Below are 23,625 nucleotides of genomic sequence, written 5' to 3'. Positions count from 1 at the left end.
TAAATTATTGTTAACAAGTATTTTAGTCCTAGTCCTATTGATAGGAGGGGCTACGGTGGTATATTACTGGTATGAGGATACTCATTATGTGTCAACGGATAACGCTGTACTATCCGCTGATTTTATAAAAGTAACACCATTTGCTTCTGGAAAGCTTTTGGAGTTCAATGTAAAAGAAGGGGATTCTGTAGTTAAGGATCAGCTTATTGGACGCTTAGATGCGGGGACTTCCGGTGGTGCGGCATCAAATATAAGAGCACCAATTAGCGGGACAATTGTTCAAAATAATACACACATTGGAGAATACATATCGAGCTTGCAAGTACCAACACTTGCTCTTATAATGAATCCTCAGCAGATTTATGTAACTGCTAATATCGATGAAACAGACCTTAACAGAATAAAGGTAGGTCAACCAGTTAATATAACTATAGATCAATTTAAGGGTAAAAAATTTACTGGTAAAGTAAAATCGATGGGACAGGCCTCAGCTGATGCTTTTTCTTTTCTTCCAGCTCAAACTACTGGTACTTTTACAAAGGTTGAAAAAAGAGTACAAGTCAAAATTGAGTTTGATAGTGTTGATACTAAATTATTACCAGGCACAAATGCTATTGTGAAAATACAAACAAAGAAATAGTGCATGTGGTGATTTAATAAATATGAATGGAAGGTGACTAATATTGAAACCAGAGTTAAATGAGAAAACTAATAAGGTGCCTAAAAAAAGTCTTTTTAAAATAGTGGGTCTAGTGGTAATAGTGATTATTGCTGTTACTGGGGTAATATTGAATAATACAGTGATGAGTAACAAAGTAGCTGGTTCAAAAACTGATGCTAATAAGAAAATTGCAACCGTGAAAAAAGGTAATATAGACATTGTGGTTCAAGGATCAGGGCCTATATATTTTACTAAAAGTAATAAACTATATTCAAGAGTTACTGCTACCATAAAAAAGGTTAACTTTAAAACTGGGGATAAGGTGAAACCTGGAGATGTAATATATGAACTCGATGATAAAGACGCTCAGACTGCTTTAAATGTTTCGAAACAAGGACTTCAGCAAAATAAGGTGACTGTAGATGCATCTAATGAAGCTGTTGGTAATTTATCAATTAGTGCTCCATTTACAGGACAAGTAAGCAATATAGCTGTAAATGTAGGTGATACTGTGCAACCAGGAGGGACTCTTCTTACAATTACAGATACTTCAAAACTTAAAGTATTACTTACCTTTAATGCTGCAGATGTAGGGCAGATAGCAGTGGGACAAGCAGCTAATGTAAATGTAGCTTCATTAATGCAACCTGTTAATGGGACTGTAACCTATATAAGTAACCAACCTTCAGCAACAATTTCTGGTGGTCAGTTATATACTGTAGAAATACAATTTAATAACCCAGGTGCTCTTCTTGGGGGTATGATTGCTAGTGGAGAGGTTAAAACCGCTAAGGGTAACGTAGCTAGCACAAATACTGCTAGTCTAAATTATTTAAAAAAGCAAGCAGTTGTTAGCAAGACCGGGGGAACGGTTCAAAGTATTGCAGTTAAAGAAAGTCAAAAGGTTAGTTCCGGAAATCTGCTTATTCAAATGGAAAACAATACAGTTATAAGAGCTCAAGAAGCGGCAAATATAGGAACTGTAACTTCTCAAAATCAAATAAGTTTAACTGGTTCACAGCTTGAATATTTTAAAATAGTATCTCCTATTAGTGGAGTACTATCAACTGTTAATTTTCAAGTTGGAGATATTGTAAATCCTAGCATACAAGTTTCAGAGGTCTTAGATACAACTCAAATGAAATTTGATGTACCTGTGGACGAAATTGATATAGCTAAGATAGTGCCTGGTCAGAAGGTAAATATTAGGGTGAGTTTTCTTCCTAGTACTTTAATCACTCCAGTTATAGGTAAGATTGAATCCGTTGCGGTTAAAGGCGTAGCTGTAAGCGGAGTAACATCATATCCAGTAACAATTAAGGTTTTGGGTGGAGCCAATATACTTAAGGGTGGAATGAGTGCAAATGCTGAAATTCAAGTAACTAATAAACAAAATGTGTTATACCTTCCCATAGAAGCAATAACAAAGGCTGAGGGTATCAATTATGTATTTGTGAGTGGAAACAAAGAAGGTGTACAGCGCAAAGCAGTAGAACTGGGCGAGAATAATGTTAAATATGTAGAAATTAAGAGTGGATTAAACGAAGGCGACAAGGTTATTTATTAGGAGGGGTCAGGCCCCTGGGAAAACCTGTTAGGGGTCAGGCCCCTGGGAAAATATGGGCTCATGGAGAGGGCAGAATCTAATTTATATATTAATAAAAAGGATGGTGTAAAAATGAAAATCAGAAAATCTACATTGAGTATTTTTCTAATACTAACCATATTAATAAGTACAATAAGCTCAAGTTTTGCCTTTGCAGCAGATACTATTGACTACGTAGCAGCAGTTTCAAGGATGAAGCAACTTGGAATAATAGATAGTTCAGTAACTAATGTTACTAAGGATATGACAAGAGGTCAATTTGCTAAAGCTGTAGTAATAGTGGATAATTTAATAGATGAAGCCTCGGGTATGGAGGGTTCCACTGTGTTTGCTGATATTGCATCTTATAGTGATCTAAGTGGTTATGTAAATATATTGCTAAATAAACAACTAATCAGCGGGATGGCGGATGGGAAATTTCACCCTGAAGCTTCCATAACTTATTCAGAAATTTGTACTGTGCTTGTAAAATTATTAGGGTATGCAGACAGTGATTTAACAGGAACTTGGCCGTTAAATTATTTGGGTAAGGCGCAAAATTTAAAAATCACAGATAAATTAGTCTTTAAAAAAAGTGATAAGGCGACGATAAGGGCCGCAGCAGTAATGTTTGATAGACTTCTTGATACTAACGTAAAGAGTGCTACAGCTACTGCTACCCCTGGAGTAATCTTTTCTGATGCAGTAAATTTATATTCGGATTGCATTATACAAGACAATTCGGAATCCTATGACAACCTAGCAACGGGCGAAGTGCTAACAAATAAAGGTGTTCTCTCTGTGGGAGACAACAAAGCATTACTTCAAGTGGGAGCAACTTATAGACTTAAAATAGAAGATGCAGAAATTACAAAGGTTTATGGTAAGGTAAGACAACCAGTAACTGTAACTGTAAACAGCATAGTTGGTAATATTGTTTATTATGAGGAAAGTGGCAAAGAAAAAAGTATGACATTACCTTCTAGTATTACTTATTATTATCATGGTGTAAAAAAAGATTATGCCAGCTTAAGTAGTCTTTTATTAGCGAATATGTCAATAATATTTGATTATAATGATAAAGTGGCATCTAGTTATGCAGTAATAACAGAGGCTACTTATAGTAAACCACAGCTGGCTTTAGGTTTTGATTCCAAGTTAGATAGACTAGGAGATATAACCTTTGATGAAAATACAAAGATTATAAAAGAAGGTCAGCCTATAACAAAAGGTGATATTAAAGATAGGGATGTAGTTTATAGTATTACGGATATAAATAATGATAATAGATATGTTCTTGTAGTTGAAAATTATGTAGAGGGCAATATTACAGATTTACTTGCTGATGCATATAGTTCAAATGGTATTAAAATAGATAATGTTACTTATAACTACAGTGATGATATGGATATTACTAAGCTTTCTTCCTTTAGCAAAGGTGATTTAGTATCTATAATACTGGGCCATGATGGTAAGGTAGTTGATATAAGAAGTATAGATGATAAGACTGGAATCATTGCAGAATATACAATACTTGGGAATTCTAAGACGTCAGATAATTTAGCAGATAATCAAATTCTTACTGATAAAGGAACGCTAACCTATAAGACGGGTGTTGCACCGCTTGAAATCGGTGGAAAGTACAAATTATATATTAATAATAATGTAATTACTGAAATTGATAAAAAAGAAAATTCAGTAGAAAATTATGCGGTAACCAGTGTAGGAGGTTCAATAATAGCTTATAAGGATGACAAAAACTTAGCCAAAACTATGACACTGCCAAAAGCTAATTTATACTACTATCATGGAGTATCTGTAGATTATGAAGTTGCAGCAAAAGCCATTAGAGCTTATTCTTCAATTATTTTGATAAAGAAGGATGATAATTCAGGCTATGACTATGCAGTTGTTGTGGATCCTAATTTTGGTGTACCTCAGATCTATAAAGCTGATAATGCGAAGCTTCTAGAGCAGATTAAAAATACAAGATATTCTCATATTTATAGAGGTGCTAATATACAAGAATCTAATTTAAATGCTTATGACGTGGTTTATTTTGTATCAGATATCTGGAATAAGAACACTTTCATTTATGTAAATGATAGGGTTGTGCTTGGAACTATTTCGGCCTTCACACCAGATATGCTTAATCCAACAGGATTAACAATTAATGATGTAAACTATACCTTTAGTAAGTATTTCAATAAAGCTAGACTTAATAATTATGATGGCAGTATAGGGAATTTTTTAACTAATGTTAATATTAGAGATTTTAAAACCTTAGTTTTGGGTGTCGATGGTAAGATAGTTGACATTTATTAAGAAGGGGTCAGACCCTTGGGTAAATATGTAAAAGGAGAATCGTCATTTTTGTGGCGGCTCTCTTTTTTTTGTTTGAAATAAAAACAATTAGTTAATAATTATAAATGCTAAAATAAAATAAAAGATCAAAAGGAGCTAAATATGCCTAGAAAAAAACATAAATGGTATGAAGGTGCTATATTGCATGTGACAGCAAGAGGAAATCATAGAAGTGATATATTTAAAAATGAAACAGATTATAAATTATATTTAAATTACATAAAAGAGGCTGTGGAATATTATGAAAATAAACATTACATAATTGCGTATGCTTTAATGACAAATCATGTACATCTTGTAATTGAAACAACAGATTGTGATATATCTGATTTTATAAAAAGGGCACATAGCAGATATGCAGGGAATTTTAATAAGAAATATAATTACATAGGACATTTATTCCAAGGTAGATATAAGTCAGAGTTAATTGAAGATGATAAATACATGTTAGAAGTTAGTAGATATGTGCACCTCAATCCAGTAAGGGCAAAAATGGTTAAAAACCCTGAGGATTACCGCTGGAGTAGTTATACTGTGTACACAGGAGAAAAAGAGGATAAGCTAATAACACCAAAAAGAGTACTTTCATATTTCAACAAAGGAGAAGAAAAAGAATTATATAAAAAGTTTGTGGAAAGCGCTATAAGGGGTCAGACCCCTGGGTAAATATGTTAGACTTTGGGTAAATATGTTAAGAAACAATTAGAAGAAATCAGAGACGTAATTACAACAATGTATTGACATGTAAAGAAAATTGAATTAAAGTTTAACTGAATTGTTAATTTATTGTATGTTAAATTTAACCTTTAGGAGTTAGAAAATACATCTAGGAAACTATCAAAGGTTTTCGAATTCACTAATATATTTAAGGGGGAAAAACTGTGAAACTAAGTAGTTTAAAAGTTAATAAAAAAATAGTAATTGGTATTGTCGTTGTAATTACAATAGTTAGTTTAGCTTCAGTAAAAGTTATAAGGGATAGAAAAAGTAAACTTGCAGCAGATAAAAAAGGTTCAGTAACAACAAAAGTTGTGCCATTTGAAATAGTTACTGCTTCAGGAACTATAAAATCATCTAACAAATTCGAGGTAACTCCAGCAGTGAACGGTAAAATTAAAAAGGTTTATTTTAAAGAAGGAGATAAAGTGAAAACAAAGGATTTAATGTTTGAAATCGATAGTTCAGCAGTAGATGCCAATGTAGATAAACTTATGAATGCTATAGAACAAGCTAAATTAGAGCAAAGTAACAATTCTGCTCTAATAGGAAAATTAGCATCAACAGCACCAATTAGTGGACAAGTATCAAATATACTTGTAAAAAAAGGGGATATAATTTTAAAGGGCGCTCCTATAGTCACTATTGCTGATAGAACTAAATTAAAATTAACGGTGTCTTTTAATAGTGAGCAAATAAAAAACGTTAAAATTGGACTTAAAGCAACAGTTTATTTAACCTCTACAAGTCAGTCTGTAACAGGAGTAGTATCATATATAAATTCTAACTCACATTCTACAGAACAGAATGGTAAATTATTTAGTGTAGAAATTTTAATAAACAACCCTGGTGCAATAAAAGATGGACAGAAAGCTAGTGCAGATATTCAGGGGGCTAAAGGGCCTATATCAAGTCCAGAAAGTGGTTTATTATCCTATGCTAGTAGTCAAGTTATACAATGTGATTCTGATGGTAAAGTAAATAATATAGATTTGAAGGAAGATCAATTTGTAAATAAGGGTACTATGCTTATTACTCTTACAAATGAAGCTATTGTAGCTACAAAGGATGCATCAGAACTTAAAATAAAGGACCTTCAAACACAACTTGATTATGCAAAAAAACAACTTGAAGATTATAAAATATATTCACCTATGGATGGGATAATATCAAAACAAAACATAAAGGTTGGAGAAATACCAAAAGCTGGAGAGGCTATTTCTTACTTGTCTGATTTAATGCATATGGAGCTTGTGGTTCCTATTGATGATATTGATATTGTAAAGATTAAAGTAGGACAAAAGGCAAGCGTTAAGGTTGATGCACTTCCAAAAACCTCCACAAAGCCTTTAGAACTTGCGGTTACAAGCATTGCAGTCGAAGGAACTACAGTAAATGGTACAACTACTTATCCTGTAACTTTTGCAATTAGCAATGTAGCTGAAATAAAAAGTGGGATGAATGCAAATATAGAAATAAAAATTAAAATTAAAAAATAATAAAGGGGGCTTATAAAATAATGGATGTGGTTATTGAAGCTGCAGGATTATATAAGAGCTTTAAATTAGGGGATATAGAAGTAGAAGTGCTAAATAATATAGACTTAAATATACATAAGGGTGATTTTGTTTCCATTATGGGACCTTCTGGATCAGGTAAGAGTACACTACTATATCTCCTTGGTGGCCTTGATAAACCTAGTTCAGGGAGTATAAAAATAAATGGAAGAGAACTATCAAATATGAAAGATAAAGAGCAGAGCATAATGAGAAGACGTGATGTGGGTTTTGTATTTCAGTTTTATAATCTCATTCCTAATCTAAATGTAGAAGAAAATATTATGCTTCCAATATTACTGGATGGAAAAAGGATGAAAGACTATAAAGATAGGTTAGATGATATATTAGATATTGTTGATCTTTCTAGTAGAAGAAAACATACTCCAAGGGAGCTTTCAGGAGGACAACAGCAAAGAGTTGCAATAGCAAGAGCATTGATTAATGAACCCGATGTTATCTTTGCGGATGAACCTATAGGAAACTTGGATAGTAAATCAGGAACAGATGTAATGGAACTTTTACAAAAGATAAATATACAAAATAGTAAGACAATTGTTCAGGTAACTCACTCAAAAGAAGCAGCAGAATATGGTAAGCGAATAATATATGTTAAGGATGGGAAGATACAGCAAAATATAGTATGACAGTTTAAAATATTTAACTGGAGAGTGGTAAAATGAAAATAATTGTTAAATTTCTTTGGAACAACATAAAAGAAAAGAAATTTAGAACTTTTCTAATAATATTTTCAATTATGATGTCAGCTGCGCTGTATTTTGCATCTAGTGCTATGTCAACTACCATAGTAGATATGTTTTCAAGTTATATAACCAGCTATGTGGGAAGTGCAGAAATTATAGTAACAGCAAATGAAAAATCTCCCTCAGCATTTTTGTATGCGAAAAAGGCTGATGCTATTAAAGGAGATATGGATTATATTATAGGCGCAATTCAGCTTACAGGATCTTTTAAAGATACAAATGATAAGGACGTAAACGTAAATATAAACTTAAATGGATATGACTTAAAAGAACTGGAAGTACTAAGTCCCTTAGTATTTGAAAATGAGGTGAAACAAGAAAGTTTTGTTGGTAAAAAAATTATTATTAGTAAAAATACCTCAGAGAAATATAAACTTAAATTGGGGGATTTTATAAATGTTGATATAAAGGATGCCCGGTCAAGATTCGAAGTTGTAGGTATAGCAAAGATTGCAGGACTTTTTTTATCAGAAAAACAGAATACTATGGGGATAGTTCCAAAGGATGTCTTGTATAATATGGGGGAGGGACGCGGTAAGGTTTCCATTTTGTATATTAAAACTAAAAATCCTCTTCAAAAGCAAAGTACTATAGATAGGTTATCAAAGATTTATGAGGATTATTCTGTAAAAGAACCAATAACTGATAAAGATTTAGCTGATGCTTCTAATGGTATAGTAGTTCCTTTAAAAATGATGGGAATGGTTGTTTTTGCTATTAGTATGTTCATAATTTACTCTGCATTTAAGGTAATAACTGCAGAAAGAATACCTATAGTTGGTACTTTTAGAAGTATAGGTGCTACAAAAAAAATGATGAATTTAGTACTTTTAGGTGAGAGTATTATATATGGGATTATTGGCGGAATAACAGGGATAATCGTAGGATTCGGAGTATTGTATTTAATGGCAACTGTATTTGCCCAAATGTTTGGGGGAATAAAGACTACTATTAATTATACCACTAGTCAAATGATAGGTGCCTTTATTCTATCAGTTATATTATCCCTTGTAAGTTCTATGATACCAATTATAAATATATCTAAAATATCTGTAAAAGATATTGTATTAAATAATGTTACAAAAAACGGAAAAAATAAACATTGGAAACTGGGTTTTGGTATAATAGCTATTTTATTTGCGATCATAGCACCTAGAATTGTACCAAAAAATTTAGCGGGTTTAATTGATGGGCTAGCTATGTTACTTGTATTTGTGGGAACAGTTTATTTGGTACCCTATATAACTAGCATTTTTGTAGTGGTTCTTGAAAAATTGTATAGCTATATTTTTGGAAACGAAGGAGTTATTGCAGCTAAAAATTTAAAAGGTAATAAGAGTGTACTTAATAATATTGCCCTTTTGGCTATAGGCATGTCTGCTTTACTAATGATAAGTACAATTAGTAGTAGTATGGCTATAGAAATTCCTAGGGTTTATAAACAAATGAAATTTGAAATGTTTATTTATGGCAGTGAATTAAATAATGAAATTGAAAATAAGATTAAAAATGTAAAAGGCGTAGAAGGTGTTTATGGAATTTACCAAACTTCTCAAGTGAAAATTAATAACAGTAAAGAAACTATTGGTGAAGTGGACGGGGTTAACAATAGAAAATTTTCAGATTATTATGATATGAAATTTTTAGGGGATAAAGAAGCAATGCTTACGGATCTTTCCATGGGTAGAAATATGATTATAACAAAAAGTTTAGGGGATAGGCTAAATTTAGTAAAAGGAAATAAGCTTACTTTGGAACTAAATAAAACCAAAAGAGAATACACTGTAGTTGGGGTTGTTGATTATCAGTGGAATAATGGAAATATGGCATTTATATCAGAAAAATATTTTAAACAGGATATGAATGTACAAAAGTATTCTCAGTTTTGTGTTAAAACAAATATAGCAGCCAGTATAGTAAAAAAAGCCATAGATAAAAAGTATTCTAAAAGTGGAATGTATACAGAGACTATTGAGGCTATGACTATTGCTAATGTTGAAGGTAATGCTATGTATATGACATTATTAAACGGCTTTGCAATTATGGCAATGATAATCGGAAGCTTTGGTATAATTAATAATTTTATGATTAGCTTTATTGAGAGAAAACGATCTATAGCTATGTTCCGTTCCTTAGGTATGAGCAAAAGTCAAAACATAAAAATACTTTTTATTGAATCCTTTACAGGAGGAGCTATCGGAGGAATTGTAGGAATTGTTTCAAGCATTTTATTGGTTTCTACTACTCAATATTTAATGAATTCTACTTTGAATTTCTTATTACCAATGCATTATTCCGTAAAAACTTTTTCTGTAGCATTTGTATTGGGTACACTTGTTATGATTATAGCTTCAGTGGGACCTGCTTCAAAAGCTTCGAAGCTCAACATTATAGAAGCTATAAAATATGAATAGGGGTCAGGCCCCTGGGAAAATGTGGGATAAATTAGACTTCTAGGACAAGCTATAATTTATGCGTTAATGTATAAATAATAAAAAGGATGGTGTAAAAATGAAAATTAGAAAATCTACATTGAGTATTTTTCTAATACTAACCATATTAATAAGTACAATAAGCTCAAGTTTTGTCTTTGCGGCAGATACTATTGACTACGTAGCAGCAGTTTCAAGGATGAAGCAACTTGGAATAATAGATAGTTCAGTAACTAATGTTACTAAGGATATGACAAGAGGTCAATTTGCTAAAGCTATAGTAATAGTGGATAATTTAATAGATGAAGCCTCGGGTATGGAGGGTTCCACTGTGTTTGCTGATATTGCATCTTATAGTGATCTAAGTGGTTATGTAAATATATTGCTAAATAAACAACTAATCAGCGGGATGGCAGATGGAAAATTTCATCCTGAAGCTTCCATAACTTATTCAGAAATTTGTACTGTGCTTGTAAAATTATTAGGGTATGCAGACAGTGATTTAACAGGAACTTGGCCATTAAATTATTTGGGTAAGGCGCAAAATTTAAAAATCACAGATAAATTAGTGTTTAAAAAAAGTGATAAGGCGACGATAAGGGCAGCAGCAGTAATGTTTGATAGACTTCTTGACACTAACGTAAAGAGTGCTACAGCTACTTCTGGAGTAATCTTTTCTGATGCAGTAAATTTATATTCGGATTGCATTATACAAGACAATTCGGAATCCTATGACAACCTAGCAACGGGCGAAGTTCTAACAAATAAAGGTGTTCTCTCTGTGGGAGACAACAAAGCATTACTTCAAGTGGGAGCAACTTATAGACTTAAAATAGAAGATGCAGAAATTACAAAGGTTTATGGTAAGGTAAGACAACCAGTAACCGTAACTGTAAACAGCATAGTTGGTAATATTGTTTATTATGAGGAAAGTGGCAAAGAAAAAAGTATGACACTACCCTCTAGTATTACTTATTATTATCATGGTGTAAAAAAAGATTATGCCAGCTTAAGTAGTCTTTTATTAGCGAATATGTCAATAATATTTGATTATAATGATAAAGTGGCATCTAGTTATGCTGTAATAACAGAGGCTACTTATAGTAAACCACAGCTGGCTTTAGGTTTTGATTCCAAGTTAGATAAACTAGGAGATATAACCTTTGATGAAAATACAAAGATTATAAAAGAAGGTCAGCCTATAAAAAAAGGTGATATTAAAGATAGGGATGTAGTTTATAGTATTACGGATATAAATAATGATAATAGATATATCCTTGTAGTTGAAAATTATGTAGAGGGCAAAATTACAGATTTACTTGCTGATGCATATAGTTCAAATGGTATTAAAATAGATAATGTTACTTATAACTACAGTGATGATATGGATATTACTAAGCTTTCTTCCTTTAGCAAAGGTGATTTAGTATCTATAATACTGGGCCATGATGGTAAGGTAGTTGATATAAGAAGTATAGATGATAAGACTGGAATCATTGCAGAATATACAATACTTGGGAATTCTAAGACGTCAGATAATTTAGCAGATAATCAAATTCTTACTGATAAAGGAACGCTAACCTATAAGACGGGTGTTGCACCGCTTGAAATCGGTGGAAAGTACAAATTATATATTAATAATAATGTAATTACTGAAATTGATAAAAAAGAAAATTCAGTAGAAAATTATGCGGTAACCAGTGTAGGAGGTTCAATAATAGCTTATAAGGATGACAAAAACTTAGCCAAAACTATGACACTGCCAAAAGCTAATTTATACTACTATCATGGAGTATCTGTAGATTATGAAGTTGCAGCAAAAGCCATTAGAGCTTATTCTTCAATTATTTTGATAAAGAAGGATGATAATTCAGGCTATGACTATGCAGTTGTTGTGGATCCTAATTTTGGTGTACCTCAGATCTATAAAGCTGATAATGCGAAGCTTCTAGAGCAGATTAAAAATACAAGATATTCTCATATTTATAGAGGTGCTAATATACAAGAATCTAATTTAAATGCTTATGACGTGGTTTATTTTGTATCAGATATCTGGAATAAGAACACTTTCATTTATGTAAATGATAGGGTTGTGCTTGGAACTATTTCGGCCTTCACACCAGATATGCTTAATCCAACAGGATTAACAATTAATGATGTAAACTATACCTTTAGTAAGTATTTCAATAAAGCTAGACTTAATAATTATGATGGCAGTATAGGGAATTTTTTAACTAATGTTAATATTAGAGATTTCAAAACCTTAGTTTTGGGTGTCGATGGTAAGATAGTTGACATTTATTAAGAAGGGGTCAGACCCCTGGGTAAATATGTATGTATTAAGAAAGGGTCAGACCCCTGGGTAAACATGGTAAATACAGGGTTAGCCTTAAGGTTGATAAAAAAACTTAGGATTAAGATATAGCAGTGAAAAATAATGAATAAAAAGATAAGGACAGTTCCACAACTGTCTTTATCTTTTTTGTATTTAAACAACTGGTTAAGGATATTTATTATTATGAACTATGTTGCAGGCTGATGATGAGGATTGAAAGAATTATGGAAATAATTGAAATAAAGTGTATTTTACAATACTTTCATTGTAAAAAGTTAACAAATAAGTTATAATTAAGTGTCGAAATTAAATATTAGAAATTTGCTTGAGGAGGTGTGAATAGAATCGGATTATCATTATTTTGAGGCTAATTTAAAAGGAACAAAATCTCAAATTGGGGGCAATTAGATGTTTAAAAAGAAACAGAAAAAGATATTAAGTTTTATAATGACATTAATGTTAATGTTATTTAATTTTAATGGGCTTATTGGAGCTCAAGTTGTAAAGGCAGACGTAATTACTGTTTTAAGTGAAGGGTTTGACGGCGTAGCAGTAACAGATAATACTGTTGTAGTGCCTACAACGTCATCCGCAATAAATTGGACTTTTACAAAGGGTACCGGTGCTAATATAGGAGGTTATACTTCTAAGACTAACTTTGGGGCAGCATCTCCATCTATAAAGATGCAAGACACTGGTAATCAAATAACCTCTCCAAGGTTTAGTTTAACAACAAAAGCAACACTCTCCTTTTGGATTAAAGGTCAAGGTGCTGGTACACCATCTGTTTGTACTTCAAAGGTATTAGTTGAGCAAAGTGATGGGGTTACTTGGAGTACTGTAAAAGATATTAAGTTAACTGCAGAAACAAAGGAAATACAAACTTATACATTAGATAGTAATATAAAGCAAGTTAGATTTACACTTAATAAGTTAGTAGGCGATGCAGGAATAGACGATATTAAAATCCTACAAGATGTAATTCCTGCTGAAAATGTAACCGTTAACAGAGTGTCGCTAGATAAAGCTACAGTATCCCTAGTTGCTGGAAAAACATCACCTTTATTAGCTACAATAGCACCATCCAATGCTAAAAATAAAAACCTTACTTGGTCTTCAGATAAAATAGCTGTAGCAACAGTAGCTAATGGAGTAGTTACAGGCGTTACTGAAGGTACTGCAACAATAACAGTAACAACAGAAGATGGAGCTAAAACATCATTATGTGTAGTTACAGTTACTGCAAACGCACCACCCAAAAACAAAGTATTTAATATAATAGAAATTACAGATTTTCATGGACAACTTTTAGATTCCACTAATACAAAACCTGTAGGCGCAGCACTTGCAAAAGTAGTTAAGGATGTAAAAGTTGCAAATCCAGATAGAACATTAATAATTGGTGGAGGAGATTTATATCAAGGGACACCAATATCTAATGTGTTACATGGGGTTCCAGTTCAAAAGGTATTGTCTAACATAGGAATGGAAGTTACAGCTTTAGGAAATCATGAATTTGATTGGGGACTTAATGTAATTAATACTGAGACAATGAAAGATGCAAATTACAGCATTGTATGTGCTAACATGTATAACAAAGGTAAAGATACTAGGCCTTATGCACCATATAAAATAATTACTAAGGATGGAGTGAAAATAGCAGTTATTGGAGGTATACTTCAAGAAGCCCCATCTATAATTATGCCAGCTATGACATCACCTTACGATTTTAAGGATGTAGCTACAGAAGTTAATAAGGTAGCTGCAGATTTAAGAACTAATCATTTAGCTGATATAGTATTAGCAGACATACATGATGGTGGTTCATCACTTAATACTATAGTTAATAAGTTACATGGAGTAGATGCAGTGTTGGGTGGACATACACATACTAGCGGTGATGTTGTAAACAAGGATGCCGACGGTAAAGATGTTCCTACTGTAAATGCAGCTTCTACAGGTAAAGGTTTTATTAATTTAAAGATTACTGTAGACCAAGCAAATAAAATAATAGGTTTCTCACCTAAAGGTTCAAACTGGAATGCACTTACAACCGAAATAACATCAGCAACAGACCCTGGTTGTAAGAAAATTGTTGATGATGCTAGTAACGCGTTGCTACCAATATTTAATGAAAAAATTGGAACAAATGCTACTGCTTTAAATAAAGACCAAGTTGAGGCACCTTATGGTGAATCACAACTTGGAAACTGGATGGCAGATGTTGTAAAGAATTATCCGAAATCACCAGCAGACGTAGGGATGGTGAACAATGGTGGAATTAGATTAAGTCCAATTGTAGCAGGAGACATAACTGTTGGAACAATATTTAACATTATGCCTTTTGATAATACAATTTGTACAACAACCATGACAGGGGCACAGCTAAAGTTCATTTTTGAACAAGCGGTTCAAACTAATGGTAAAGGAATACAAATTTCTGGAGTTAAATTTATATATGATTCGTCAAAACCATCATATAAACTAGAAGTACCAGGACGAAGAGTGCAAAGCATAATTAGAGAAAGTAACGGTACAATAGTTAAGGATACTGATATACTAAAAGTAAATGCACCCGATTTTGTTGCAACTGGGGGAGACACTTTTACAGGGTTCTTAGCACCAGAGATAGTAGCTAGCTTAGTAGATTCACATGAGACTGTACGTGATGCTTTAAATGCTGATGTTAGAGCAAAAGGCAAAATGACAGTTGTAATGAATAATAGAATAGATAATCAAATGGTAGTTGAAAATCCTGTAGTAATGACTATATTAGAAGCTAGAACCACACTTAAAACAGCAGTTACACTTACAGGAACAGTTTCCGCAGTAACTGGTAATAATGTATTTATGCAAGATGGTACAGCAGGAATTTGTGTATTTAACAAAGCGGGGACTACTTTTACTGCTAAAAAAGGCGATAAAATTACAGTGACAGGAAACTTATCAATATATAACGGTTTATTAGAAGTAACGCCAACTTCTGCTGCTGCTGTAGTAACAGTAAGTACAGGTAATGCAGTTACACCTAAAGAAGTTACTGTATCTGCTATTAATGACTCTTTACAAGGACAATTGGTTAAAATTAAAGATGTAACATTCACAAGTATAGATAATGAAAAGACATCTACGATAAAAGATTCCACAGGAAGTATAAATGTATATGCAATGCCAGTAGTAGCTGGATTGGCAGTAAATGATACCGCTGATATAACAGCAGCAGTATCCAAATATAACACTGACTCACAATTAGCAGTTGGTAGTGCGGTGGATGTAGTTAAAACTAGTGGTATTTCTGAACGAAAAAAAGAACACGATGGGCGTGATAATAAGAATAAAGGTGTGCCGTCAGAATCGGTTACTACAATAATCAATAGCATTAATTCTGCAGCAATTGGTTCAAATATTAAATTTGACTTAACACTTAATTCAGTGGTAAGCAAAGGTATATTTAATACTATTAAAGGTCAAGATAAAAATATTATTTTTGAAAAAAATGGAATAAGCTGGACATTTAATGGAAAAGACATTACTTCAGTTGTAAATTATGATATAGATTTATCATTAAAGACAGTGTCAGATGTTTTAAGAAATAAGGAGATTACAAAGGCTTATCAAGTTACAGGAAAGGATCAATTATTAATTCCATTTTCTTTTAATTATAATGGTAATTTACCAGGGACTGCAACGGTGAAAATTTATATAAGCAAGAACTGGGCAGGGAAATCTGCAACTGTTTTTAGGTACTTTGAAGAAAAGAATACCTATGAAACAATTACAACAGCTTCAATTGATTCTGATGGGTATATTACTATTAAAATAAATTATTGTAGTGATTATTTTGTAACTCAAAATACGAATCTTTCTCAAACTGATCTTAATGCAATGGTTAATGGAACTGTATTAATAGGAACTAAAGCATTTACTTTAAATTATGCTAATAATCCATTACATGCTCTAGAAATCAATAGTGCAATAGTGAGTGGTGGTGCAATTTATATTAAAGATTTTACAGGTAATTGGATAGACAATCGTACAGGATTATCAGCAATGCCAAAGTAATACAGCAAACAATAACAGTTATTTCTCTAGGTGGATAATATATTGTAATCTGCAAAGTTGTTGTTATCAATGGATAAAAATAATAAATTAAAAATGCCAAGTGTATGTCACTTGGCATTTTTAATTGAGTTAATGATATTGCAGCACTGCAGGTGATGATTTAATGTAATACAGTTTAAGAGCAGAACTGAAACTACTTGATAAAATACTGGGGATAAAATTGACGCTAAGGGTGAAATATCATCTCGTTAAAAATTAAGTGCAACTATTTGCAAGTTTTAACGTAGTTTATAATGGACAAGTAAAACGAAAGTTTATTATTTAATTCAAAAGTATATGATATAATAAACTGTAATCTTTGACGATAAATATTAGGATTGAACCTATTAGGAGGAATTTAGTATGAAAAACACGGATACTGTAATAATATCAGAAAAAGAGGCAGTAAATATAAATCTGCATCTTAATGAATATGATAAAGGGGTTATGTCTGATTTTCAAAAGGACTTTTTAAGTGAAGAGTTAGCTGGTATGCCGCCACTGGAAGATGGACAAGTATCTATCAATGGTGTATACACCTTTGATATGGGAGATAAAATTGAGGTTAGTGTTTATTTAAGAAATGGACTGGCAAATCAAATTAATTTTCACAAAGTTCCATTAGTAATTATAAACCAAAAGGGTGAGGTACTAGCAAAGCAAATTATGGACATGCATGATTTTGGAATATTGCCTCCTTTTTCTGCAAGACCATATAAAGTTTATTTTGATAAGATAAATGTATTTGTTGATACAATTCCAATGGATGATTGGAAAATACAATTTGAAAAATCTATTAGTGCTATAAAAACCGTAAAGGTTGAACTTGACGAGATGCCCAAAAATATGGATCGTGATTTAAAAAATAGCTTTATAAAGTTCTTAAATAAATTACCTTTAATAAGATCTGGAGATGTTAATATTGAGGTGTTTAAAACTTTAAGGTGCATGGATAATTCTATTTCTGTAGTTTTTCTAATTCTTAATGGTTACGATAAAATTGTAAAATTAGAGCGGCTTCCAATATTAATTGTGGATGAACAAGGGGAAGTAGTGGCTAAAGGAATATTTGATATTGAAAATATAAATGTAAATCCTCATAAAGCGAAAATTTATGATTTTACTATAACAGAAGAGTATATTGTTAATAAGGATTACGATATAAGTAACTGTAAAGTATATTTTAAAGCATAGTATAGGAGGACAAAATATGAAAGTTGATAAAAAAAATTATAAAAAAATTATAATTTCATTGGTAGTTATTATATTGGTAATAATTTTATTTTTCTTTTTAAATAAATCTAAGGATAATAAAGTTAGTAGTGATAACAAAGAAAAAAGCACTAAAAGCGCTATAAACACTGAAGAGTCAAAAAAGAAGGATGGAGAAGCAGCTAAAGGAAAAACTACAACCAATGAAGAGAAAGCTGGAGAAAAGGTTACAAGTGAAACTAATAAGGATACAAAAGAAGGAAAAAAAGTAGCAGTTACAGAGGGCCAGAAGGATAAAGCTACAAAAGTTACCAATAAAAAAGAGGGTTTTTCTGTTTTTGTAAAAGCTGGGAACTTTGGCTCTATAGCAGAAATTCTTATGGATAGTACTAATGATAATACTAGTTATAAATACTATCAATTTTTCCTGGGAAATAAAGCAATATCAAATATTGTAAGTATTACAAAAAATGAGACAACCATCTTTCCAGACCAAAAAGCTGGAAATGAAGTAGTGTTAAAGCTATTGGGTGAAAACAAGAAAGTTATTAAGGAATTAAAAATAATATTAAATGATAAATAATAAAGTAAATCAATGTATCATAGTATACATGAGAAATATAGGAGTGAAGGAATAAATGAAAAAGAACGTGAATAAAAAAGTTGTTATTATATCGGTTATTGTATTAATTATGCTAGCAGTTGTAAGTATGGTTTACATAAATAAAAACCACCAGGCTAGCTCGGTTGATGCAAAAGCTAAAACTGATGTTAGTGCACTTATTACTGCTACTGTAGGAAAGGCTTCTTTTGGATCTGTAGTAAATGTAAATCTTTCAGATGCAGGGAAAAAACAGTATAAGGATGCTACAAAATACCAGGTTTATTATGACAAGAAACCTATAACACAAAAAGAAGTGATAGGTAAAACTACCACAGCTTTCCCCGCTAGAAAAGAAAAGGATAAAGTAGAAATTAAGCTTATAAAAGCAGATGGTAAAGAGGTAGGTTCAGTAGAGTTAAATCTTCAAAAGGGAACTGATGTGAAATAAAATCAAGGTTACAAATCGTGTTTATAAATAGAAGAGGAGAGATAGTTTTTAAAACTATCTCTCCTCTTCTATTTATAAAAATATTACTCTATACTAATTACTTCTAATGAAGTTGTAGTATCGGTTAATATATCTCCAACTGCATAATTGCTTAAAGTACCAGTTGGTCCTTTATAAATTACACTAGGAATAGATGTAGCGCTTACAGCTTTAGCGCTATTATTGTCAATCCAAACTGCAGTAAAATCTTTAACATATACACTGCCACCAGCCACTAATGCTGCGTTAATTTCATCTAGGTTTTTAGGGTCATTAGCATAGGCCAAATCAAAGGCTTTAGTCCCAATAACTACAGTACCAGCAGGCATTGAAGCTTCAGCTGCATAAGTTTTAAGTGCAAACATAGTAGAAAGTCCTGCTATAATAAGAGTTGCACATAGAATTTTTTTTCTTCTCATAAGTATATCCCCTTTTCAGTTATAAATTTTAAATTCACAAATGTATTATCTGTGAATAATATGAGTTCGTATGTAAGTTAATCATACCATAGTATACTACGCTTTAAAAAGCAATTTAGTTTCAATTATTTTAAAACATATCTTTTTTATTTAAGTAATAAATGGCAAAAACACCAATAATTCCAATTAATGCAACTACATACCAAAAGCCTAAAGGGTTTGTAGCGAAGGGTATCCCAACTACATTCATACCATATAATCCAGAAACCATATTAGGCACAGCCATAACTATAGTAATGGCAGCTAGTAATTTCATTACTATATTAAGATTATTTGATATAACAGAGGCGTAGGCACCCATAGTTCCACTTAAAATATTACTATAAATAGTACACATCTCTATAGCCTGTCTGTTTTCAATAATAACATCCTCTAATACATCACTATCGTCTTCATATTTTTCAAGAATATCCAGTTTAAGCATTTTTTCTAAGGTGAGTTCATTTCCTTTTAAAGAAGTAGAAAAATACACAAGAGATTTTTCCAGGGCTAATAATTGAAGAAGCTCTTTATTCTTTAGAGATTTATGTAACTGTTTTTCTACTATAGAGCTTTTCTTATCAATTTGTCTTAAGTATATTAAATAATAATTAGCAATTCTATATAAAATTTGTAGCATGAATCTTGAACGTTTAAAAGTAAAGAAGGAGCCAACCTTTCTTTCAGTAAAATCTGATAATATTTTGCTGTTTTTCAAACATACTGTGATTATAACTTTATCAGTATGGATCATAGCTAAAGGATAAGTATCATAGGTTAAGGAATTATCATCCATATCTGTAAAAGGGATATCCAGTATAATTAATGTGCAATCTTCTATGTCAATACGAGAGGTTTCTTCCTCATCTAAGGCAGCCTTTAAAAAATCCATAGGCACATTTGTCTTTTTAGATACGAATATTAATTCTTCATCTGAGGGATCTATCATATTAATCCAACAGCCTGGCTCTATATTTTCAAGCTTAGTTAACTGTCTATTTTCTGCACTGCTATATATTGAAAGCATATTAGCACCTCCTAGTATAAGTCCTTTTATATTATAGTTCATAAGAGGCAGTATGCACAACTAATAATTAAATTACATGACATTAAAATGAATAAATGGGTTAATTTCCTTGGCGACTGTTGTTAAATGACAGTTGACAAGAAAGACATAATAATCCATAATGATATATGAAAAGCTATACATGATGAATCAGAAAATTGGAATAATAATAGTGAAATTAGACTAAATATATTGTAGAGGATTACTTTGGGAGGAAAAACTATGGAGTTATACCCATTATTTACAATTGCTTTAGCACTATCTTTAGATGCTTTTGGAGTAGCTTTATGTATAGGCTTAAACAACCAAACTAAATCAGTAAATAAGATAGGCTTTATTATTTCATTTGGGTTATTTCAATTTTTATTTTCATATATAGGGGCTTATGTTGGATTCCTTTTTAACACATATGTAGCGACCTTGCCAATCATAATTGGCGGTATGATTATATCTTTGGTTGGAGTACTTATGATTGTAGAAGGTTTTAAAAATGAAGGCAAGTGTCCACTACTTAAACCTAAGATGTATCTTATTTTGGGAATGTCTGTAAGTATAGATGCAATGGTGGTAGGCTTTACAGTATTAAATAATATAACAAAGGTTGTATTATTTAAAGATACATTGTTTATTGGGGGAATAACCCTTATAATGTCTACACTAGCCTTTATAATTTCTAGGTATTTAAAAAAGATAGAAGTTGTAGGCAAATATGCAGATTATATTGGGGGAACAATCCTAATAATTTTCGGGCTAAAAATGATGTTTTTTTAAAAGAAAGGATGATAAAAATGTTAGAAAAATTAAAAGGTTTAAATTCATATGAGGCATTTAAATATTTCAAAGAGATGAATGAGGTTCCAAGAGGTTCTGGTAATGAGAAAGCAATAAGCGATTGGTTAGTAAGCTTTGCTAAAAAGCATAATTTAAATGTAATACAAGATAGTGCATTAAATGTAATAATTAAAAAACCTGCTACAAAAGGATATGAGAAAGCGCCAATTATAATAATTCAAGGTCACATGGACATGGTTTGTGAAAAAAATACAGAAGTAGTGCATGATTTTGAAAAAGATCCTATTGCGTTTATTGTAGAAGAAGATTTTTTAAGAGCGGGTGGCACTACTTTAGGTGCAGACAATGGAATTGCAGTGGCATTTGGTCTTGCAGTACTTGCAGCTACTGATATTTCTCATCCAGCATTAGAATTATTAGTGACTACTGAAGAAGAAACAGGTATGGGTGGAGCTCAGGCTATAGACCCTAAAAATTTAGATGGAAGAATATTAATAAATATAGATTCAGAAGAAGAAGGCAAACTTTTAGTAAGTTGTGCAGGCGGAGTAAGAGAAAAAATAGTGCTTCCAATAACTTGGGAAGAATCAGATAAAAACTTTATAAACTGTGAAATAAAATTAATAGGGTTAAACGGCGGCCATTCTGGAATGGAAATCAATAAAGAACGAGGAAATGCTATAAAGCTTATGGGCCGTTTCTTAATGGATTTAAAATCAACCATTGACTTCAAGATAAACAACATAAATGGAGGAGCTAAAAATAACGCAATTCCTCGTGAAGCTGATGCTATTATATTGTTTAGAGAAAATGATAAGGGAATAGTTATTGAAAAAATAGCACAGTGGAATGCTATATTGAAAAACGAACTAACTGTAACTGATCCAGAAGTTAATTTAGCTATGGAAATAATGGACAATAAAGTAAAAAGAACTTTTTCTGATGACACTGCAACAAAAGCACTTCAAATACTTTTCCTTATTCCAAATGGAGTTAAAAATATGAGTATGGCAATTGAAGGCTTAGTACAAAGTTCAACCAACATAGGAGTTCTTACAACTTCTGATAAAGAGGTAGTATTTGATTCTGCAGTAAGAAGTTCTGTAAGGACATTAAAGAAAGCTATATGTGATGAAACTATAGTACTTGCAGAAATGACAGGAGCAACTATAGAATTTCAATCTGATTACCCAGAATGGCAATATAATCCAAAATCTCAAATAAGGACTATACTAGAAAAAGTGTATAATGATATAAATGGTAACAAGCCTGAAATAGCAGCTATACATGCAGGCCTTGAGTGTGGATTAATTAGTGAAAAATTTGGAGGCAAGATTGATCAAATATCTTTCGGACCTAATATATACGATGTACACACTCCTAAAGAACACCTAAGTATCTCTTCAACAGATAGAATGTGGAGTTTTTTAGTAGCAATACTTAAGGAAATAAAATAATCAAAATCCATTATTGTGGATAAACACATTTTGGTTTATTTAGAAAGGCTTCTACTTTTGTAGGAGCCTTTTTGTAAGATAGGGGGCCATAATTAAAAATAAAAATTTAATGCAATATTTAAAGCACTGCTTGTATTGGTGAGCGGATTGAGGTATATTATAATTGTTATAATAATGTAGTAAGGTGATGTAGATGGATGTAATTTCATATTTAAAGGACAACAATATTAAGGTTACTAAACCAAGAAAAAGCATATTGGAAATTATACTTGCAAGTAGTGAGGCTATAAATGCAAATCTCATATACTCTATACTTACAAAGGACAACATAAAAATAGACTTGTCCACGGTATATAGGACTTTAGATTTGCTTGAAAGTAAAAAGATTTTAAATAAATTTGATTTGGGAAACAATATGTATAACTATACCCTGATTACCAATGCTCACAAACATATAATTCAATGTGATTTATGTCATAAGGAAATGGTTATAGATTGCCCAATACCTCAAATAGAAGAACAAATAAAAGCAAAGACAGGAATAACGCTTACAGAAAGTCATGTTTATTTAAAAGGAATTTGTAGGGAATGTAAAGAATGTAATAAATGTAATAAATAAGAGAGGATGAGTTTTATGCAATTTTCTTCGTTAGTTTTAATGGAAATAGATAAAGAGACTAATCAATTTGTTAAGGAACTTGGAAGCTATGAAGCTTCTGAAGGTGCAGAATTTGTTACAAAATTAAATTATTATGGAGAATCAATAAATTTATTTTTTGACACTCATAATGATGTGGAAGAGTGGCAATTTACAGCAATTTATGATTATTTTAATGAAGAAGCCTTTAGAAATAAAGGATATTCTATTGAGGCTGTGGATGATGAATATAATCCAACATGGGTAGTTAGATTCGAGTATTCAAAAGAACATATGGTTGTTAATGAAGCTATAATTGAAATATGTGAATTAATAAAGCAGGAACTTAGAGAAGTTTTTGAAAAAATCAAAGGAAAAGAGGAAGAATACAAATAGA

Annotated in this window: 18 protein-coding genes; 16 read left to right on the top strand and 2 right to left on the bottom strand. The window is 31.7% G+C overall.

All coding sequences use genetic code 11. The annotated features are described in order from the left end of the window. The first annotated feature begins 55 nt into the window (after nucleotides 1-55). The 12 genes from G9F71_RS20120 to G9F71_RS20065 all read left to right on the top strand — a co-directional run bounded on the left by G9F71_RS20120 (nucleotide 56) and on the right by G9F71_RS20065 (nucleotide 18,779). Complete coding sequence (locus G9F71_RS20120; protein WP_318011091.1) at nucleotides 56-640, top strand: efflux RND transporter periplasmic adaptor subunit; 585 nt, start codon at nucleotides 56-58, stop codon at nucleotides 638-640. A 43-nt stretch (nucleotides 641-683) separates the two neighbouring features. Continuing rightward, nucleotides 684-2,228: an efflux RND transporter periplasmic adaptor subunit gene (locus G9F71_RS20115; RefSeq protein WP_164948466.1), complete on the top strand. Its 1,545-nt coding sequence runs from the start codon at nucleotides 684-686 to the stop codon at nucleotides 2,226-2,228. 111 nt (nucleotides 2,229-2,339) lie between these two features. Next, nucleotides 2,340-4,571 (top strand): S-layer homology domain-containing protein, encoded by a 2,232-nt coding sequence (locus tag G9F71_RS20110; protein ID WP_224626513.1) that lies wholly within the window; start codon nucleotides 2,340-2,342, stop codon nucleotides 4,569-4,571. 141 nt (nucleotides 4,572-4,712) lie between these two features. Further along, nucleotides 4,713-5,276 (top strand): transposase, encoded by a 564-nt coding sequence (locus G9F71_RS20105; protein WP_164952520.1) that lies wholly within the window; start codon nucleotides 4,713-4,715, stop codon nucleotides 5,274-5,276. 215 nt (nucleotides 5,277-5,491) lie between these two features. Beyond that, nucleotides 5,492-6,826 (top strand): efflux RND transporter periplasmic adaptor subunit, encoded by a 1,335-nt coding sequence (locus tag G9F71_RS20100; protein WP_164952521.1) that lies wholly within the window; start codon nucleotides 5,492-5,494, stop codon nucleotides 6,824-6,826. Between the two features lie 20 nt (nucleotides 6,827-6,846). Continuing rightward, entirely contained in the window at nucleotides 6,847-7,530 is a 684-nt protein-coding gene (locus G9F71_RS20095; protein WP_164952522.1) for an ABC transporter ATP-binding protein, read from the top strand. Nucleotides 7,531-7,562: 32 nt separating this feature from the next. After that, nucleotides 7,563-10,061, top strand: coding sequence for an ABC transporter permease (locus G9F71_RS20090; protein ID WP_164952523.1), 2,499 nt, complete (start codon nucleotides 7,563-7,565; stop codon nucleotides 10,059-10,061). Between the two features lie 97 nt (nucleotides 10,062-10,158). Then, nucleotides 10,159-12,384: an S-layer homology domain-containing protein gene (locus G9F71_RS20085; protein WP_224626509.1), complete on the top strand. Its 2,226-nt coding sequence runs from the start codon at nucleotides 10,159-10,161 to the stop codon at nucleotides 12,382-12,384. Nucleotides 12,385-12,822: 438 nt separating this feature from the next. Beyond that, on the top strand, nucleotides 12,823-16,476 hold the full coding sequence (locus tag G9F71_RS20080; RefSeq protein ID WP_164950610.1) for a 5'-nucleotidase C-terminal domain-containing protein: 3,654 nt from the start codon (nucleotides 12,823-12,825) through the stop codon (nucleotides 16,474-16,476). Nucleotides 16,477-16,878: 402 nt separating this feature from the next. Beyond that, complete coding sequence (locus tag G9F71_RS20075) at nucleotides 16,879-17,709, top strand: SLAP domain-containing protein (protein WP_164950609.1); 831 nt, start codon at nucleotides 16,879-16,881, stop codon at nucleotides 17,707-17,709. 16 nt (nucleotides 17,710-17,725) lie between these two features. After that, nucleotides 17,726-18,310 carry a hypothetical protein gene (locus G9F71_RS20070; protein ID WP_164950608.1) on the top strand — a complete coding sequence of 195 codons (585 nt, stop codon included), beginning with the start codon at nucleotides 17,726-17,728 and terminating at the stop codon, nucleotides 18,308-18,310. A gap of 55 nt (nucleotides 18,311-18,365) precedes the next feature. Next, on the top strand, nucleotides 18,366-18,779 hold the full coding sequence (locus G9F71_RS20065; protein ID WP_164950607.1) for a hypothetical protein: 414 nt from the start codon (nucleotides 18,366-18,368) through the stop codon (nucleotides 18,777-18,779). 83 nt (nucleotides 18,780-18,862) lie between these two features. On the opposite strand, the gene G9F71_RS20060 is transcribed toward G9F71_RS20065, so the two are convergent. Next, a complete protein-coding gene (locus tag G9F71_RS20060) occupies nucleotides 18,863-19,237 on the bottom strand; it encodes a hypothetical protein (protein WP_164950606.1) in 375 nt (124 codons plus the stop codon). Between the two features lie 130 nt (nucleotides 19,238-19,367). Continuing rightward, a complete protein-coding gene (locus tag G9F71_RS20055) occupies nucleotides 19,368-20,303 on the bottom strand; it encodes a magnesium transporter CorA family protein (RefSeq protein WP_125004451.1) in 936 nt (311 codons plus the stop codon). A gap of 261 nt (nucleotides 20,304-20,564) precedes the next feature. Here G9F71_RS20055 and G9F71_RS20050 point away from each other — a divergent pair, with 261 nt between their 5' ends. From G9F71_RS20050 to G9F71_RS20035, 4 genes are all read left to right on the top strand, one after another. After that, on the top strand, nucleotides 20,565-21,113 hold the full coding sequence (locus G9F71_RS20050) for a manganese efflux pump MntP family protein (protein WP_125004453.1): 549 nt from the start codon (nucleotides 20,565-20,567) through the stop codon (nucleotides 21,111-21,113). A 17-nt stretch (nucleotides 21,114-21,130) separates the two neighbouring features. Then, complete coding sequence (locus tag G9F71_RS20045; protein WP_164950605.1) at nucleotides 21,131-22,591, top strand: aminoacyl-histidine dipeptidase; 1,461 nt, start codon at nucleotides 21,131-21,133, stop codon at nucleotides 22,589-22,591. A 193-nt stretch (nucleotides 22,592-22,784) separates the two neighbouring features. Then, the gene (locus G9F71_RS20040) at nucleotides 22,785-23,210 is read left to right on the top strand and encodes a Fur family transcriptional regulator (RefSeq protein WP_125004457.1); all 426 of its coding nucleotides are present in this window, start codon (nucleotides 22,785-22,787) and stop codon (nucleotides 23,208-23,210) included. Nucleotides 23,211-23,225: 15 nt separating this feature from the next. Then, complete coding sequence (locus G9F71_RS20035) at nucleotides 23,226-23,624, top strand: DUF6762 family protein (RefSeq protein ID WP_125004459.1); 399 nt, start codon at nucleotides 23,226-23,228, stop codon at nucleotides 23,622-23,624. Nucleotide 23,625 lies beyond the last annotated feature (1 nt).

It is taken from the genome of Clostridium sp. FP2, assembly GCF_011065955.2.
GTDB lineage: Bacteria > Bacillota > Clostridia > Clostridiales > Clostridiaceae > Clostridium_AD > Clostridium_AD tagluense.
This window is presented reverse-complemented; position numbering and strand designations above follow the sequence as displayed.